This window comes from Burkholderia sp. LS-044 (genome assembly GCF_004803625.1).
Classification (GTDB): domain Bacteria; phylum Pseudomonadota; class Gammaproteobacteria; order Burkholderiales; family Burkholderiaceae; genus Burkholderia; species Burkholderia cepacia.
The window spans coordinates 188,542-203,395 of the sequence record NZ_SSWO01000008.1; the positions used below are offsets into that span (position 1 = coordinate 188,542).

Sequence of the window (14,854 nt, forward strand, 5' to 3'; positions counted from 1 at the left end):
CGCGCCGGCGCGGCCGTCGCGTGAATCATCCCGTGGCGGGCGGCTGCACGGCCGGTTCCGGCCGGCCGTCGCGCGTCGTGCCGGTCGGCGGTGTCCGGGGTCGCGGCCGTCGGCCGGCCCCGCAGGAGCGTGTCCGATGATCGATCTTCCCCGGCGGCAGGCCGGAAACTACGCGACGGCCGCGATGCTGGTCGCGATCGCGACCGTGCTGCAGGTGCTCGCGATCCGCTTCGGCGGCGTGAACCTGCCGTTCGTGATGTACTACCCGCTGCTCGCAGGCGCCGCGTGGGCGACGTCGTTCCTGTTCGGGATCGTGTCGACCGTCGTCAGCGGGCTGCTCGTGTGGACCCTGTTCCTGTCCGATCCGGCCGCCTATCCGGCGCCGCTGCCCGAGCGGCTCGTGCAGCTCGGCACCTTCATCCTGATCGGTGCGCTCGTTTGCGCGATCGCGTCGATGTTGCGACAGACACGGATCACGAACGATCGCGCGCGCCGACACGAGGCGGCTTTACGCCGGCAGCTCGAAGCCGTGCTGAGTGCGCTGCCGCACGGCGTGATCGCGGTCGACACGAAAGGGCGGCTGACCTATATCAACGCGGCGGCGGCCGAACTCGCCGGCTGCCGGCCTGGCGACGCGGCGGGGCGGCCGGTGCGCGACGTGCTGCGGATCGTCGATCGTGACGGCCGCCGCGTGCAGACGACGCCGCTCGATCGCGCGCTCGATGGCGCGGACGCGGTGTCCGACCGGCACTGGCTGCAGCGTGACGGCACCGGCGATCCGGTGCCGATCGTCGAGGTTGCCGCGCCGCTCGGCGATCCGGACGGCAACCTCGACGGCGCGGTGCTGCTGCTGCGCGATGCCGGCGCGGATCGCGCACGCGTCGACGCGTCGCGCTTGCAACGCGCGGTGGTCGACGCATCGCCGGACGCAATCGTCGGCATCGACGCGAACGGCCGCATTGCCAGCTGGAATCCGGCCGCGCAGCGAATCTTCGGTTACGACGAGGCCGACGCGCGCGGCCGCATGTTCGACTCGCTGATCGCCATGCGCTGGTTGCGGCGCAATCCGCTGGCCGAATCCTTCGAAGCGATGCGCGATCCGGTCGGGCCGCTCGAACTGCTGTGCGTGCGGCGCGACGGCCGGCGTTTTCGCGCGACCGTGTCGGCGTGCCCGGTACGGGGCGAGGCACGCGAATGCGTCGCGCTGTCGCTGACGCTGCGCGAAACCGGTGCGCAGCGCCGGCGCGACCTCCGCGCGCAGCGCTCGCTGCGGGGGGCGCGCGACGCACGCGACCAGGCCGATACGTCGAACCGGCTGAAGGACGAGCTGCTGGCGACGGTATCGCACGAGTTGCGCACACCGCTGAACGTGATCTATGGCTGGGTCGAGGTGCTGCGCAATTCCGGCGACCAGGCGCTGCAGAACCAGGCGATCGATGCCATCGACCGCAGCGCGCGTTCGCTCACGCGGATGGTCGGCGACATTCTCGATGCGTCGTCGCTCGCGACCGGCAAGCTGCGCCTCGACGCGACGCCGGTCGACATCGTGCGGCTGTTCTCCGATTCGGTCGGCGCGTTCCAGACGGCCGCGTCATTGGCCGGCATCGAGCTCGAATTCGATTGCGAGACCTCGTCGTGCATCGTGTCGGGTGACGCCGAGCGATTGCGGCAGATGTTGTCGAACCTCATCTCGAATGCGCTGAAGTTCACGCCGGACGGCGGCAACGTGACGGTCGGGCTCGCGCGCGACAACGCGCGGGTGATCCTGACCGTGACCGATACGGGGCAGGGTGTCGCGCAGGAGTTCCTGCCGTACGTCTTCGACATGTTTCGCCGCGCGGACGATTCGCCTGCGTCGTCGCGACGCGGCCTCGGTCTCGGCCTGTCCATCGTGCGGCATATCGCCGAGTTGCACGGCGGCCGCGTGACCGTCGTGAGTGCGGGCCGCAATCGCGGCACGACCTTCACGGTGACGCTGCCGGCCGGCTGGCAGCCGGTCGGCGCGATGGCGTGGGGGCTCGCGCAGGCGGGCGGGCAGCGCGAGCCGCTCGTGCTCGATGCGCAGCGGATACTGATCGTCGACGACGATGCGACGACGCGGGCGAGCCTCACGGCCGCGCTGACCACGTTCGGCGCGTCGGTCGCGATCGCGTCGTCGGGCCGCGAGGCGCTCGCGGTCGCCGCCGACTTGCGGCCGACCGTCGTGCTGTCCGATCTCGCGATGCCGGACGGCGACGGCTTCTGGCTGCTCGATGCGTTGCGGCACGGGGCGACGAACGGCGACAGCGGGCCGCCCGACGTTTGCGTGCTCGCGGTCACCGCGCATGCCGGCCTTGCCGACCAGCGCCGTGCGCTGGAGGCCGGGTTCGACGGCTATTTGTGCAAGCCGGTCGACGTGCGCGAACTGGTGCACAAGATCGCGCACGCGACGAAGCGCGACGACTGACGCGCTGGCCGCGGTTGCTTGACGTCGAGGGCGCCGGTAGTCACGTGCCTCTCGCACGAATGTGAACCGGGAAAGATGGCGCTGCCGTCGACGAACCCGCGTTTTATCTCGCAGTCCTCCATTGAATGTTTACGTTGCCGTGCGCGAGTTCGCCACGGGCATCGTGGCCGATGTCGCGCTCCACGGATTGCTTTGCGACGTCCGCAACTTGAATCCTCCGCCCGCCCGCGTCCACACCGCCGGCTCCCCGCAACCGCGATACGTGTTCACTGATCGACGCGCCTCCTCGCCGGGCGATGCCCCCGAGGTCCGGCCCGCGCAAACGGGCCGCCGTGGCTGCCTGTCGGCAAGCGGCATACCCGCGCCGTTGCGGGGGAAACCGCCAGCCGCCATGTCGAAAAAATTACAACGCATTGGACGAAAGCGCGTCCGGCCGGCGATTGCCGCCTGCAACCGGCGATGCGGCCGCGGCACGCGGTTTGCGCCCGTGATGTCCGCCCGCCGGCCGTGCCGGCTCGACGAAAGGAGGTCACGATGAAGGTATTCCAGCTGCAAGCCCGCTCCCTGCACATCCGCCGCCATCGCGCGAAGCGTGTCGGCATGGCGATCGCGATCGTCGCGGCTAGCGCCTGCGTCACGGCCGTGCCGGACGTGTTCGCCGCCGGCGACGACAGCGCCGCGTCGTCCACATCGTCGACGTCATCCACGTCGTCGCATTCGACGGCCGGCAGGAAGATCCGCGACGCGACGATCACGACCAAGGTGAAGGCCGAGCTTGTCGGCACGAGCGGCCTGTCGTCAGGCGACATCCACGTGAAGACGCGGCACGGCATCGTGATGCTCACCGGCAGCGTGCCCGACGAACAGCAGCGCACGCAGGCCGTCGGCGTCGTGAAGCAGGTGGACGGCGTGCAGGACGTGCGCGACCAGCTGACCATCCGGGCCAAGTAACGTTGCCGCTACAGGAGTTCCGTCATGAACTGCATGCTCAAACCGGTCGGCGAGCAGACGATCGTGATCACCGGCGCGACGAGCGGCATCGGTCTCGTCACCGCGCGCAAGGCCGCTCGGCGCGGCGCGAAGCTCGTGCTGTTCGCGCGCAACGAGGGCGCGCTGAACACGTTGTGCGAGGAAATCAGCCAGCACGGCGGCCTCGCGGTGCCGGTCGCCGGCGACGTCGCGAACCTCGAGGACGTGCAGCGCGCGGCCGCGAAGGCGGCGGACACCTACGGCGGCTTCGACACCTGGGTCAACAACGCGGGCGTGTCGATCTTCGGCACGGCGGCCGCGGTGCCGCTCGAGGATCAGCGCCGCCTGTTCGAGACCAACTACTGGGGCGTCGTGCACGGCTCGCTCGTCGCGGCCGATCACTTCCGCCGCAAGCGCGATTTCCACGGCGGCGCGATCGTCAACATGGGCAGCGAAGCATCCGATGCGCCGGTGCCGCTGCAAAGCGCGTACGCCGCGTCGAAGCACGCGGTGAAGGGCTTCACCGATTCGCTGCGGCTCGAGATGGAATCGGACCACCTGCCGGTGTCGGTCACGCTGATCAAGCCGGCCGCGATCGACACGATGTTCGTGATGCACGCGAAGAACTACATGAACGTCGAGGCGAGGCTGCCGCCGCCGATCTACGACCCCGACCTCGTGGCCGACGCGATCCTGTTCGCGGCCGCCCATCCGCGCCGCACGCTGTTCGTCGGCGGTGCCGCGAAGCTGACGTCGGCAAGCGCGTATCACGCGCCGCGCCTGTTCGACCGTGTCGCGGCCACGCTGTTCTCGCGCGGCCAGCGCACGGTGCGGCCCGCGCGCCCGCGCGACGACAACGCGCTGTACGACTCGCGTCATGCGCTGCACGAGCGCGAAGGGATGGACGGCCCCGTGCTGCGCAGCTGTGCATACAACACGGTGGTGCAGCGGCCGAAGATGGCAGGCGCGGTCGCGCTCGGCGCGGCGGCGCTCGTGTTCGCCGCGCTCGCGCGTGCGCGCCGCGGGTCCGCGTGATTCCGTTTCCGTTCATTCGATCAAGGAGGTTTCGATGACATCCCGACAACACACGGGCCATGAACTCAGCCGCGCCCGCGCGCACGAAGGCGAGCGCGCGCAGCAGGACCACGACAAGGGCGGGCACCAGACCGGCCACGGCAAGCCGCCGGGCCCGGTCGACGTGCAGAAGGCGCTGAAGGGGATGGACTACCCGGCGAGCAAGGCGACCATCGTCGAATGCGCGCAACGCTCGCATGCGGCCCACGACGTGCTCGACATGCTCACGCGCATTCCCGATCGCGAATACGACACGCCGGCATCGGTGTCGAAGGAGCTCGGGCGGCTGATGTGAGCCGTGCCGCCACCGTGCCGTGCGCGCTCGCGCGCGGCGTACCGCGACAAGGAGCACGAGCATGGCGATGATCGTCGCAGGCCGCTTCACGACGTTCGATGAAGCCGAGAGCGGGGCGCGCAGCCTTTACGAGCGCGCGTTCGGCACGGACGACGTGTCGATTTTCTTCCTGAACCCGGGCGGCCAGCACGCGCGCTTTCCGATCGGCGGCGACGTCTACGCCGACACGGCGGCGAAACCCGGCGGGCGCGGCGCGATGGTCGGCGCGATGCGCGGGTTGCTGATCGGCGCCGTTGTCGGGGTGGCCGTCTATGCGGTGGGCGTGCGCTACTGGTTCGTGCCGGCGGCGGGCGCACTGGCCGGCGCGTACCTCGGCGCGCTGGGCGGTGCGCTCGGCCGGATGCGCGGCGAGCAGGACGAAGGCAAGGGCACGCTTGCACGAAGCGAGACGGGCGTGATCCTCGCCGCGCATGTGACGCCTGAGACGGCCGCCACGGCGGAAGACGTGCTGCGTGCGACGGGCGCGAAGTCGATCGAGCGCGTCGACGGCGACTGGCAGGACGGCAAGTGGCGCGATTTCGATCCGGTGCGCCGGCCGGACGAAGCCGCACGACGACGCGGCCGGTGACGTGGGCAGCGGCAGGCTGGCCGGCGAGGCCGCGCCCGTGGCGGACGGCGCGAGCGACATGACGGGGCAGACGCTGCACCCGAACGGCGGCTCGATCGTCGGCGGCTGAAGGCGATCGGTGGCCGTCGGTGGGCATCGGCGGCCGCTTCCACGCAAGTGCAAGGAGAAGGCAGATGAAACATCCGAACTGGACGACCGCGGCGCTTGCCGCGGGCGTGCTCGCCGTATCGGGGCTCGCCGGCGCGCAGGCGCCGAGCGAGCCGCCCGCATCGAATTCGCATGTGCCGGGCGGCGTGATCGATCCGTCGTCGGGCGCGGGCGACGCGCGGATCGCGAAGGCGCCGCAAGGCGGTGACGCGGAGTTCATCGACAAGGCCGCGATCGCCGGCAAGGCCGAGGTGCAGGCCAGCCAGCTCGCGCTGAAGCAGGCGCAGTCGCCGGACGTGCGCGTTTTCGCGAAGCAGATGGTGAGCGATCACGGCAAGGCGAATGCACGGCTCACCGAGCTTGCCGCGCGCAAGGGCATGAAGCCGCAGGTCGAACAGATTTCAGACCCCGACGTCGAGGCGCTGCGCGGCAAGAACGGCCGCGACTTCGACGTCGCGTATGTCGCGGCGGTCGGCCCCGACGCACACCGCAAGGCCGTCGCGCTGTTCGAAGGCGAGGCGCGCGACGGCAGGGACCCGCAGCTGCGCGAATTCGCGAGCGCCACGCTGCCGACGCTCAGGCATCACCTGAGCATGGCGCAGGCGCTCGAACGCAAGGTGGGCGCGCGGTGACGCGTGCCCGTTCATCCCCGGGCCGCGCGCGGCCCGTTTTTTTCGGAGAGGCAGTCATGGCCCATCGGCAACCGAAACACGAAGGCATCCGCGAATTGCTCTGTCAGGCATACGAAACCGAGCTTGGCGGCGCGAAGCTCTACGAGGCCGCGCTGCAGTGCGCGACCGACGGCGATCTGCACAAGGAATGGGAGAAGTACCACCGCGAGACGCTGCATCACCAGGAAGTGCTGCGCAAGGTGTTCGAGACGTTAGGCATGGACCCCGATGCGCAGTCGCCCGGACGCAGCGCGGTCGCGGCCACCGGCAAGGCGCTGGTCCACGTGATCGAGCAGGCGCGGAAGCAGGCCGATCCGGCCGTCGCGCAGGTCGTCGCGGCGGAATGCGTGGTGCTCGCCGAGACCAAGGACCACCTGAACTGGGAGCTGATCGGCTACGCGGCCGACCAGTTGTCGGGCGATGCGGCGAAGACATTGAAGGACGCGCATGACGAGGTCGAGGCCGACGAGGATCACCACCTGTATCACACGCGCGGCTGGGCGCGCGAGATGTGGATCGAGTCGATGGGCTTCAAGGCCGTGCTGCCGCCGCCGGAGGAAGTGAAGAAGGTCGAATCGGCGGCGGAGGCGGCGCGCGCCGAACGCTCGCGCGGCAAGATGATGTGACGGCAACGGGGCCGCAGCCGGGGCGTTGCCGCTCCCGGTTGCGGCGCCCGATGAAGGCAGCCGCGAGCTGCATGGCGATCGGTTCCGGCGACAGGAGAAAGGAGCGGCGCGATGCAACCCGACCCTGGCGACGATCCGGCCGCCGCCCGGCATCGCGCGTGGTCTCCAGCGCGATCGGAGCGGTGCCGTAGCGCACTGAACGCACGCAACGCACCTCACCTTCCGCCGTCCCCGCTTGCAAAAAAGACGCCCCGCGCGAGCGGGGCGTGTAGAAAGGAAAGCGGATGGCGCCGGCGAACCGGCGCCCCATCGTCGCGCGATCAGTGACGGTCGCGCGCGCGCGGATCGTTCAGTTCCTCGGTCGGGTCGGTCAGCCCGAGTTCGTCGCCGCCGCTCCAGTACGGCGCGCTGCCGTAGAACTCGTGCAGCGGCTCGGCCCATTGCGGATCGGCCATCGCCGGCCAGTGGTCCTTGTCGAACCCCGGCGCGTTGCGGATGCGCTCGGACGACACCGACAGCAGGAAGCATTTGCGTTCGGTGTCGAGCGTGAGCGCGCTCCACGGAATGGCGTGCAGCTTGTCGCCGATGCCGAGGATGCCGCCGCTCGACAGCACCGCGTAGGCGACGCGGCCTGAGCGTACGTCGAGCATGATGTCCTTGATCTTGCCGACGTCGTCGCCGTCGGTCGTATAGACCTTGTCGCCTTCCAGCGTATCGGCCGCCATCACGTCGGGGCCGGGGCCGGCCGCCGTTGCGGCGCCCTTGCCGATGATGCGGGTCTGACCTTGATCGGAAGTGTGCATGGTTTCCTCCAGGCTGCGTGGGGCGCGACGGTGCCCGGGGCGGGCCCTGCGGGTCGCGCGGGTATCGTGCGGCGCAAGGATCGCGCCGTCACGTCTGCTTCGGTTGCGACACGCCTTCGAGCGTGTTCGCGACGTCGTCGCGCGCCGGGCCGGCCGAGCGCGTCGCGATGTCCGCGAGCGACAGCATGCCGACCAGTCGTTTGTCGTGATCGACGACGGGCAGGCGGCGCAGCTGCGCGTCGGCCATGTAGTGCTGGATCTCGTCGAGCGAATCGTCGTCGAAGCACCATTCGATCGGGCCCGATGCGACTTCGTGGACCCGCGTTTCCGGCGGCTTGCCGGCCGAGATCGCGCGCACCGCGAGATCGCGGTCCGTCACCATCCCGATCAGCCGGTTGTTGTCGCACACGGGCAGCGCGCCGATGTCGTAGCGCTCCATCAGTTGCGCGGCATGACGGATCGAGTCGGTCGGCGCGATGCGCACGACGTCCTGCGACATGATTTCGTTGACGCGATGCATGACTTCCTCCTTGCAGGTGGGGATGGCGAATTCGTCGGTGGAGTCCGCAAGCCGCGTGCCTTCCTGCACGCGCGGTTCGCTTGGGTACGTCACGCGCCGTCGTCGCGTTCGCGCGGGCTCCGCCACGGCCCTTCGTCGTGCGTGCCGGGCGGCGTGTCCGGTTCGATCCGCGTGACGCCGCCGGTCGCCGGCGGGTCGCTTGCCGGAAACGTGTCCTCGAGCTGCTTGTCGATATGGCGTTCCGAATGGCGCGTGCGCGTGCGGTCCTGGTGCTTCAGCGGCGGCGTCGGATCGGGATGCCGCTCGTGGGCCGGCGCGTCGTGGCCGGGCCGGGTCGAATCCTTCATCGCGAGGCTCCGTATCGGTGACGAGGAGCCGGGATTGCCGCAACGGCCGTGCCCGGCTCGAGGACGCGGCACACGACTTGCCGTATCGACTGCGATGACGACGCGCGGCCCGACCGGTGCCTGCCGTGCGCATTTCGAGCGGAGGCACGATGACGATTCCGAAACGACGACCAGGCGTGCGTTATGAGATCAACGTATGCGGCGGCGGATTCGATTCGGTGAAGAGCCATTTCAACGAATGGAAACACGAACCGCTGATCTACCGGCCCGAGCGCCGGATGTTCGAGGGCAAGGCCGACGTGCGGCCGTTGGGCGACGAGACGTTCGGTTCGACCGAACCGGCGCGTTTCGCGCTGCAGCGCGCGTGCGAGCCGTCCGATTCGTATGCGCTGGCGGCGTGCGTGAAGGACAACGGCCGCGAGCTGTGGCTCGTGATGGCCGCGTACGACGCATAACGACGTGCTTGAAAGATTTGCAGCGAGCGGTGTAGCGAAGGCACGACGCGTCGCATGGGGCCGCGCGTGTTCGCGCCGGCGCCCGCATGCGGGCGTCGCGACCGGACGGCATGCGCATTGCGGGACTTCCGTATCCAGTCACGACCGCCGCACACGATGCCGATCCGAACCCGCCCCGATGGAATGCCGATGAAACACGATCCCGCCCAATGGCTGCAGCGGCCCATCCCGCCGTTCCCCGACCTCGAGCCGGATCCCGACGACCCCGATCCCGACGACTTGCCGCCCGACGTGCCCGAACCGCACCGGCAACCGGCAGGCGATCCGCCCGGGACCGCGCCGCCCGAGCGCGAACCGCCGTCGCGGCAGCCGCCCGTGCATGCGCCGTCGGTCGGCGGGACAGGGCGACTGCATGCGCAGGCGCGGCGATGAGCGTCCGCGTGAAACCCGGCGTGCTGCGCGAGATCGCCGAGACGCTCGGCCGCCATTTCGAAGCGCGCGCGATGCCGTTCCACATCGAGGAGCGGCCGGCCGGTGCGTTGCATATCGGCTTTCGCGTCGACGGCCATCCGGCGTCGCTGTCGGTGTCGTTCGACGCCGACGCATTCGCCGCGCTCGAGCGGGCCGGCATCGAAAGGCAGCGCGGCACGCTCGCGCGTGTCGCGGCCGAATTCGACACGATGATGGCGCGCCGCACGCCGACCGCCTATGCCGGCGATTTCCATTTCAACCGGCTCTGAGCCATCGATCCAACGGAGGTATTCGATGAACACGATCCAGACGATACGCGCGGGCGCCCTTGCGTTCGCCGCCGTGTGCGCGCTCGCTGCCTGCACGCAACCGACGAACGGCCCCTACGGTGCGCACGGGGCGCCGCCCGCACCGCCGGATGGCCGCGGCGCGCAGTCGACCACGACGATGCCGGACGCGAATACGCGCTACGACACGCGTCCGTCGCCGGGCAACATGATGCCGCAGGGCGCGGCTGGCGGCGAACCGGCCGACGTCCCGCCGCCGGGGCCGAACGGTGCGCAGGGCGACCGGCCGTTGCCGGGCACGCCGCCGCCGATGCAGTACTGATCGAGCGTTTTCCACGCATCACGTACGGCAGGTGGCGGCGTTCGGGGGGCACATCCGGATGCCCTTCCGGACGAGCGAATGGCGTGCCCCAAAACTTGCCGCGGGCTTGTAAAAAAGCGGCCCCGGCCAGCGTCCAAGCAGGGTGCGAACCCGCGAGAACTGCGAGGCGACGCGCTTCGCCGAATTGGCACGAAAGCTGCGTAAGTCGTGCAGACGACCTAACGCGAACCGAATAATCAGGAGGCTTTCGATGCCCGTCTCGCTTGCGTTGCAGATGCGACAGCATCTGGCACTTACGCCGAGGCTTCAGCAGTCGCTGCGGCTGCTGCAGTTGTCCTCGCTCGAATTTCAACAGGAATTGCGGCAGGCGCTCGACATGAACCCGTTTCTCGAAGACGGCCCGGGCGACGAGGAAGCCGCCGACGGCGCGCCGGAGCAGCCGGCGGAAGCGGTCGCGCCCGAAGCGGCGCCCGAGCCCGAGGATGTCCGGCCGCCCGACGGCGAGGTGCCGCTGACGGCGGCGCCCGCGCCGCGCGGCACGAACCGCCAGGGCGACGATGCGGACGGCCTGTCGCCGGGCGAATGGATCGCCGCCGAACCGTCGCTGCATCAGCAGCTGCACGACGCGCTCAGGCTGTATCCGTTGAACAGGCGCGATCGCGAAGCCGCGCGCATCGTGATCGACGCGCTCGACGACGACGGCTATCTGCGCCAGGAGCTCGCCGAGCTGCGGGTCGCGGCCGATCCGGCGCTGCTGCTGTCGGAGCAGGATCTCGCGATCGCGCTGCGGCTCGTGCAGATGCTCGACCGCCCTGGGATCGCGGCGCGTTCGCTGTCCGAATGTCTCGTGCTGCAGCTCGACGCGATTCCGGCCGGTACGCCGGCGCTCGCGGAAGCGAAGGCGATCGCGCGCGAGCATCTCGAACGGCTCGCCCGCCGCGAGACGGCGGAGATCCAGCGGCGTCTCGGCTGCAACCCGCAGACGATGCACGCCGCCTGCGCGCTGGTGCGCGGGCTCGACCCGCGCCCCGGCAGTCACTACGGCAGCACGCGCGGCGACTACGTGGTGCCCGACGTGATCGTGCGCCAGGTACGCGACGAATGGATCGTGACGATCAACCCGGCCGTGCTGCCGCGCGCGCGCCTGCACGAGCGCTACGCGACGCTGTTCGCGCAGTCGAGCGGCGAGCGCGATTCGCCGCTCGGCCAGCAGCTTCAGGAAGCGCGCTGGCTGATCCGCAACGTGCAGAAGCGCTTCGACACCATCCAGCGCGTGGGCGAATGCATCGTCGCGCGGCAACGCGATTTCTTTCGTTACGGCGAGATCGCGATGAAGCCGCTCGTGCTGCGCGACATCGCGGAAGAGCTCGACCTGCACGAATCGACCGTGTCGCGCGCGACGGGCAACAAGTACATGGCCACGCCGCACGGCACGTTCGAGTTCAAGCATTTCTTCCCGCGCAAGCTCGAGGCGGCCGGCAAGGGCGTGTGCTCGGCGTCGGCGGCGAAGGTGCTGATCCGCGACATGATCGCGGCCGAGCGGCATACCGATCCGCTGTCCGACGTCGCGCTCACGGAGAACCTCGCGGGCCGCGGCATTCTTCTTGCGCGTCGTACGGTGACGAAGTATCGGCAGGCGATGAAGATTCCGGCGGCCGACCTGCGGCGTCGCGATGCCGCGTGACGTGACGGCTTGCCCGCCGAACCGATCTTCGACCGCGCGCGGCGCCGCCCGTCGTGTCGGCCCGCGCATCCACCCACGACAGGAGTGCAACCATGCCAGCAAAATCCCAGGCCCAGCAGCGTGCCGCAGGCGCGGCGCTGTCGGCGAAGCGCGGTGAAACGAAGATGAAGGACCTCAAACCGCCGGCGAAGTCGATGGCCGAGTCGATGAGCGAGAAAGAGCTCGAGATAATGGCTTCCACGCCCGTACGCGGCAAACCGAAACACAAGCACGATGCGTGACCGACGACGACGTTTGGTGACGACCGCTGTCATCCAGGAGGGTTCCATGCTTCGATACGCCATCATCTTCTTCATCATCGCGATCGTCGCCGCCGTGTTCGGCTTCGGCGGGATTGCGGCCGGCGCGGCCGAGATCGCGAAGATCCTGTTCTACATCTTCGTCGTGATCTTCCTGGTCACGCTGCTGCTGGGCGTCGTGCGACGATGAGTGCCGCGCCCGACCGGTCGCAGCGCGTGGCCGAACTCGAACATGCGCTCGCGATCGGCTTTCCGTCGCAGTCGACCATCGTCGTGCACGCGGACGACGCATCCGGCGGCCTGACGATCCAGGTGTCGTGGGTGCGCGTGCCGTCCGACGAGGACGCGCGCGAATGGCGTTGCGCGGTCGACCTGCGGTTCGATCCCGACGTCGTCGATCGCTACGTTTTGCTCGACGCGGCCGACCGGCTGCGCGTGCGCACGCAGTTGTGCGACCGCGCGCGGCGCGCGGTGGACGAGCGCAAGCCGCGCGTCGAGGATGCCGCGATCGAATGCAGCGTGACGCTCGACGTGACGCGCGCCGAATTCGACGCGGCGCTGGCCGCGCCCTGAATTCGCAGCCGGCGTCGCGGGCGCGGTCGCGGCCCGTCGTGCCGGTTTTTGCTGCCGTCCGCATGCCCGCGCGCCGCGGCGCGGCGGTTTGCGTGGCGGCTGCCCACCCGAATGCCACGAGGACCTTTCGATGACCCGTTCCACATCAGCCGGCAGGACCGCGCCCGCGCAGTCGACCGACAGCGTGAAGTCGCGCCAGCTCGACGAACACCGTTCGCGGCCCGACCACGAAGCGTTGCGCACCAACCAGGGCGTGCGGATAGCCGACAACCAGAACACGCTGCGCGGCGGCACGCGCGGCCCGTCGCTGCTCGAAGACTTCATCATGCGCGAGAAGATCACGCATTTCGATCACGAGCGCATTCCGGAACGCGTGGTGCACGCGCGCGGCTCGGCCGCGCATGGCGTGTTCCGCGTCTACGAACCGATGGCCGACTATACGAAGGCCGCTTTCCTGCAGGACCCGGCCGCCGAAACGCCGGTGTACGTGCGCTTCTCGACGGTACAGGGCCCGCGCGGTTCGGCGGACACGGTGCGCGACGTACGCGGCTTCGCGGTGAAGTTCTATACGGAAGAGGGCAACTACGACCTCGTCGGCAACAACATGCCGGTGTTCTTCATCCAGGACGCGATCAAGTTTCCCGACTTCGTGCATGCGGTGAAGCCCGAGGCACCGAACGAGATGCCGACCGGCGCGTCCGCGCACGACACGTTCTGGGATTTCGTGTCGCTGGTGCCGGAGGCCACCCACATGGTGCTGTGGCTGATGTCGGACCGCGCGCTGCCCGCGAGCTTTCGCGCGATGGACGGCTTCGGCGTGCATACGTTCCGCTTCGTGAACGCGGACGGCGCCGAGCGTTTCGTGAAATTCCACTGGCGGCCCGTGAGCGGCGCGTATTCGCTGCTGTGGGACGAGGCGCAGCGGATTGCCGGCCACGATCCGGATTTCAACCGGCGTGACCTGTGGATGGCGATCGAGCGCGGCGACTATCCGGAGTTCGAGCTCGGCGTGCAGATGATCGATCCGGCCGATGCGGGCCAGTTCGACTTCGACCTGCTCGACCCGACCAAGCTCGTGCCGGAAGAGTGCGTGCCGGTGCGGCCGATCGGCCGGATGACGCTGAACCGCAATCCCGACAACTTCTTCGCGGAAACCGAGCAGGTCGCGTTTCACCCGGGCCATGTGGTGCCGGGCATCGATTTCACGAACGATCCGTTGTTGCAGGGGCGCCTGTTCTCGTACACCGATACGCAGCTGAGCCGGCTCGGCGGCCCGAACTTCCACGAGATCCCGATCAACCGGCCGGTGTGCCCGTTCGCGAACAACCAGCGCGACGCGATGCACCGGCAGACGATCAACGTCGGGCAGGCGTCCTACGAGCCGAATTCGACGAGCGGCGGCTGGCCCCGCGAGACCCCGCCGGCGCCGTCGGGCGGCGGCTTCGAGACCGTGCACGAGCCGCTCGAAGGCGAGAAGGTGCGCGTGCGAAGCGAATCGTTCGCCGATCATTTCTCGCAGGCCGCGTTGTTCTACCAGAGCATGACGGAGATCGAGCAACGGCATATCCGCGACGCGTACTGCTTCGAGCTGGGCAAGGTGACGCAGCCGCGGATTCGCGAGCGCGTGGTCAACGACATCATCGCGCGCTTCGACGCGGGGCTGGCCGCGCAGGTCGCCGAACGGCTCGGGCTGCCCGCACCGCATCCGGGGGCGACGCCTGCCGTCGCGCAGCGCTCGCCCGCGCTGAGCCTGATCGGCCGCTCGAAGCCCGGTATCCGCTCGCGCAAGATTGCGCTGATCGCGACGCCGGGTGCGAGCCAGGCGCTCGTCGAGCAAGTGCGCGACGCGTTGCAGGGCGCGCATGCGGTGCCGACGATCGTCGCGCCGACGCTCGCGCCGATCGGCAGCATCGTGCCGCAGGCGACGCTGGCCGGGATGCCGTCGGTGATGTTCGACGCGGTGTTCGTGTGCGGCGGCGACGGCGATGGCCGCGACCTCGCGCACAGCGCCGACGCGCGGCACTTCGTGCGCGAGGCGTTCAAGCACCTGAAGCCGATCGCGGCCGTCGGGTCGGGGCGGCAACTGCTGAGCGCCGCGCATCTGCCGGACCCGGCCGAAGGCGTGTGCGTCGGGCAGGCCGTCGATCTCGATGCGATCCTGAATACGCTGTCCGACCACCTCGGCCGCCATCGCGTGTGGGCGCGCGAGCAGCAGGCCGCCGAGTTGCCGGCCTAGC

General features: G+C 69.5%; 19 protein-coding genes. 16 read left to right on the top strand and 3 right to left on the bottom strand.

The window, feature by feature from the left end:
- Nucleotides 1-136 precede the first annotated feature (136 nt).
- From E9536_RS21905 to E9536_RS21935, 7 genes are all read left to right on the top strand, one after another.
- Nucleotides 137-2,446 carry an ATP-binding protein gene (locus tag E9536_RS21905; protein ID WP_119338826.1) on the top strand — a complete coding sequence of 770 codons (2,310 nt, stop codon included), beginning with the start codon at nucleotides 137-139 and terminating at the stop codon, nucleotides 2,444-2,446.
- 534 nt (nucleotides 2,447-2,980) lie between these two features.
- Complete coding sequence (locus E9536_RS21910; protein ID WP_136470629.1) at nucleotides 2,981-3,397, top strand: BON domain-containing protein; 417 nt, start codon at nucleotides 2,981-2,983, stop codon at nucleotides 3,395-3,397.
- 24 nt (nucleotides 3,398-3,421) lie between these two features.
- Nucleotides 3,422-4,450 carry an SDR family oxidoreductase gene (locus E9536_RS21915; RefSeq protein WP_136470630.1) on the top strand — a complete coding sequence of 343 codons (1,029 nt, stop codon included), beginning with the start codon at nucleotides 3,422-3,424 and terminating at the stop codon, nucleotides 4,448-4,450.
- A gap of 34 nt (nucleotides 4,451-4,484) precedes the next feature.
- Nucleotides 4,485-4,784 carry a DUF2795 domain-containing protein gene (locus E9536_RS21920; RefSeq protein WP_027792513.1) on the top strand — a complete coding sequence of 100 codons (300 nt, stop codon included), beginning with the start codon at nucleotides 4,485-4,487 and terminating at the stop codon, nucleotides 4,782-4,784.
- 61 nt (nucleotides 4,785-4,845) lie between these two features.
- Entirely contained in the window at nucleotides 4,846-5,412 is a 567-nt protein-coding gene (locus E9536_RS21925) for a hypothetical protein (RefSeq protein ID WP_136470631.1), read from the top strand.
- Between the two features lie 173 nt (nucleotides 5,413-5,585).
- On the top strand, nucleotides 5,586-6,191 hold the full coding sequence (locus tag E9536_RS21930) for a DUF4142 domain-containing protein (RefSeq protein ID WP_136470632.1): 606 nt from the start codon (nucleotides 5,586-5,588) through the stop codon (nucleotides 6,189-6,191).
- A 56-nt stretch (nucleotides 6,192-6,247) separates the two neighbouring features.
- Nucleotides 6,248-6,856 carry a DUF892 family protein gene (locus E9536_RS21935; RefSeq protein WP_021161236.1) on the top strand — a complete coding sequence of 203 codons (609 nt, stop codon included), beginning with the start codon at nucleotides 6,248-6,250 and terminating at the stop codon, nucleotides 6,854-6,856.
- Between the two features lie 320 nt (nucleotides 6,857-7,176).
- Here the strand turns inward: E9536_RS21935 and E9536_RS21940 are convergent, their stop codons facing one another.
- The 3 genes from E9536_RS21940 to E9536_RS21950 form a co-directional block, all read right to left on the bottom strand.
- Nucleotides 7,177-7,659: a PRC-barrel domain-containing protein gene (locus E9536_RS21940; protein WP_059693369.1), complete on the bottom strand. Its 483-nt coding sequence runs from the start codon at nucleotides 7,657-7,659 to the stop codon at nucleotides 7,177-7,179.
- An 88-nt stretch (nucleotides 7,660-7,747) separates the two neighbouring features.
- Nucleotides 7,748-8,179 (bottom strand): CBS domain-containing protein, encoded by a 432-nt coding sequence (locus tag E9536_RS21945; protein ID WP_027792518.1) that lies wholly within the window; start codon nucleotides 8,177-8,179, stop codon nucleotides 7,748-7,750.
- An 89-nt stretch (nucleotides 8,180-8,268) separates the two neighbouring features.
- Complete coding sequence (locus tag E9536_RS21950) at nucleotides 8,269-8,526, bottom strand: hypothetical protein (protein WP_027792519.1); 258 nt, start codon at nucleotides 8,524-8,526, stop codon at nucleotides 8,269-8,271.
- A 149-nt stretch (nucleotides 8,527-8,675) separates the two neighbouring features.
- Here E9536_RS21950 and E9536_RS21955 point away from each other — a divergent pair, with 149 nt between their 5' ends.
- From E9536_RS21955 to katE, 9 genes are all read left to right on the top strand, one after another.
- Complete coding sequence (locus E9536_RS21955) at nucleotides 8,676-8,981, top strand: hypothetical protein (protein WP_027792520.1); 306 nt, start codon at nucleotides 8,676-8,678, stop codon at nucleotides 8,979-8,981.
- A gap of 183 nt (nucleotides 8,982-9,164) precedes the next feature.
- Nucleotides 9,165-9,413 (top strand): hypothetical protein, encoded by a 249-nt coding sequence (locus E9536_RS21960; RefSeq protein ID WP_124840292.1) that lies wholly within the window; start codon nucleotides 9,165-9,167, stop codon nucleotides 9,411-9,413.
- Entirely contained in the window at nucleotides 9,410-9,721 is a 312-nt protein-coding gene (locus tag E9536_RS21965; RefSeq protein ID WP_027792521.1) for a hypothetical protein, read from the top strand. The genes E9536_RS21960 and E9536_RS21965 overlap by 4 nt, the downstream gene beginning before the upstream one ends.
- Nucleotides 9,722-9,746: 25 nt before the next feature.
- Nucleotides 9,747-10,061 (top strand): hypothetical protein, encoded by a 315-nt coding sequence (locus tag E9536_RS21970; RefSeq protein ID WP_059693374.1) that lies wholly within the window; start codon nucleotides 9,747-9,749, stop codon nucleotides 10,059-10,061.
- Between the two features lie 250 nt (nucleotides 10,062-10,311).
- Nucleotides 10,312-11,745, top strand: a complete 1,434-nt coding sequence (gene rpoN, locus E9536_RS21975) for an RNA polymerase factor sigma-54 (RefSeq protein WP_134319380.1) — start codon at nucleotides 10,312-10,314, stop codon at nucleotides 11,743-11,745.
- A 92-nt stretch (nucleotides 11,746-11,837) separates the two neighbouring features.
- Nucleotides 11,838-12,026, top strand: a complete 189-nt coding sequence (locus tag E9536_RS21980; RefSeq protein ID WP_136470633.1) for a DUF3008 family protein — start codon at nucleotides 11,838-11,840, stop codon at nucleotides 12,024-12,026.
- Between the two features lie 46 nt (nucleotides 12,027-12,072).
- Nucleotides 12,073-12,234 (top strand): DUF1328 family protein, encoded by a 162-nt coding sequence (locus E9536_RS21985; RefSeq protein WP_027792525.1) that lies wholly within the window; start codon nucleotides 12,073-12,075, stop codon nucleotides 12,232-12,234.
- Complete coding sequence (locus E9536_RS21990; protein WP_060194496.1) at nucleotides 12,231-12,617, top strand: DUF3022 domain-containing protein; 387 nt, start codon at nucleotides 12,231-12,233, stop codon at nucleotides 12,615-12,617. Before E9536_RS21985 ends, E9536_RS21990 begins: the two co-directional genes overlap by 4 nt.
- A 130-nt stretch (nucleotides 12,618-12,747) precedes the next feature.
- Nucleotides 12,748-14,853, top strand: a complete 2,106-nt coding sequence (katE, locus tag E9536_RS21995; RefSeq protein ID WP_136470634.1) for a catalase HPII — start codon at nucleotides 12,748-12,750, stop codon at nucleotides 14,851-14,853.
- The last annotated feature ends 1 nt before the right edge of the window (nucleotide 14,854 follow it).

Coding starts and splice junctions, on each gene's coding strand:
- E9536_RS21905 (WP_119338826.1), top strand. CDS start 137: ATGATCGATCTTCCCCGGCGGCAGGCCGGAAACTACGCGACGGCCGCG.
- E9536_RS21910 (WP_136470629.1), top strand. CDS start 2,981: ATGAAGGTATTCCAGCTGCAAGCCCGCTCCCTGCACATCCGCCGCCAT.
- E9536_RS21915 (WP_136470630.1), top strand. CDS start 3,422: ATGAACTGCATGCTCAAACCGGTCGGCGAGCAGACGATCGTGATCACC.
- E9536_RS21920 (WP_027792513.1), top strand. CDS start 4,485: ATGACATCCCGACAACACACGGGCCATGAACTCAGCCGCGCCCGCGCG.
- E9536_RS21925 (WP_136470631.1), top strand. CDS start 4,846: ATGGCGATGATCGTCGCAGGCCGCTTCACGACGTTCGATGAAGCCGAG.
- E9536_RS21930 (WP_136470632.1), top strand. CDS start 5,586: ATGAAACATCCGAACTGGACGACCGCGGCGCTTGCCGCGGGCGTGCTC.
- E9536_RS21935 (WP_021161236.1), top strand. CDS start 6,248: ATGGCCCATCGGCAACCGAAACACGAAGGCATCCGCGAATTGCTCTGT.
- E9536_RS21940 (WP_059693369.1), bottom strand. CDS start 7,659: ATGCACACTTCCGATCAAGGTCAGACCCGCATCATCGGCAAGGGCGCC.
- E9536_RS21945 (WP_027792518.1), bottom strand. CDS start 8,179: ATGCATCGCGTCAACGAAATCATGTCGCAGGACGTCGTGCGCATCGCG.
- E9536_RS21950 (WP_027792519.1), bottom strand. CDS start 8,526: ATGAAGGATTCGACCCGGCCCGGCCACGACGCGCCGGCCCACGAGCGG.
- E9536_RS21955 (WP_027792520.1), top strand. CDS start 8,676: ATGACGATTCCGAAACGACGACCAGGCGTGCGTTATGAGATCAACGTA.
- E9536_RS21960 (WP_124840292.1), top strand. CDS start 9,165: ATGCCGATGAAACACGATCCCGCCCAATGGCTGCAGCGGCCCATCCCG.
- E9536_RS21965 (WP_027792521.1), top strand. CDS start 9,410: ATGAGCGTCCGCGTGAAACCCGGCGTGCTGCGCGAGATCGCCGAGACG.
- E9536_RS21970 (WP_059693374.1), top strand. CDS start 9,747: ATGAACACGATCCAGACGATACGCGCGGGCGCCCTTGCGTTCGCCGCC.
- rpoN (WP_134319380.1), top strand. CDS start 10,312: ATGCCCGTCTCGCTTGCGTTGCAGATGCGACAGCATCTGGCACTTACG.
- E9536_RS21980 (WP_136470633.1), top strand. CDS start 11,838: ATGCCAGCAAAATCCCAGGCCCAGCAGCGTGCCGCAGGCGCGGCGCTG.
- E9536_RS21985 (WP_027792525.1), top strand. CDS start 12,073: ATGCTTCGATACGCCATCATCTTCTTCATCATCGCGATCGTCGCCGCC.
- E9536_RS21990 (WP_060194496.1), top strand. CDS start 12,231: ATGAGTGCCGCGCCCGACCGGTCGCAGCGCGTGGCCGAACTCGAACAT.
- katE (WP_136470634.1), top strand. CDS start 12,748: ATGACCCGTTCCACATCAGCCGGCAGGACCGCGCCCGCGCAGTCGACC.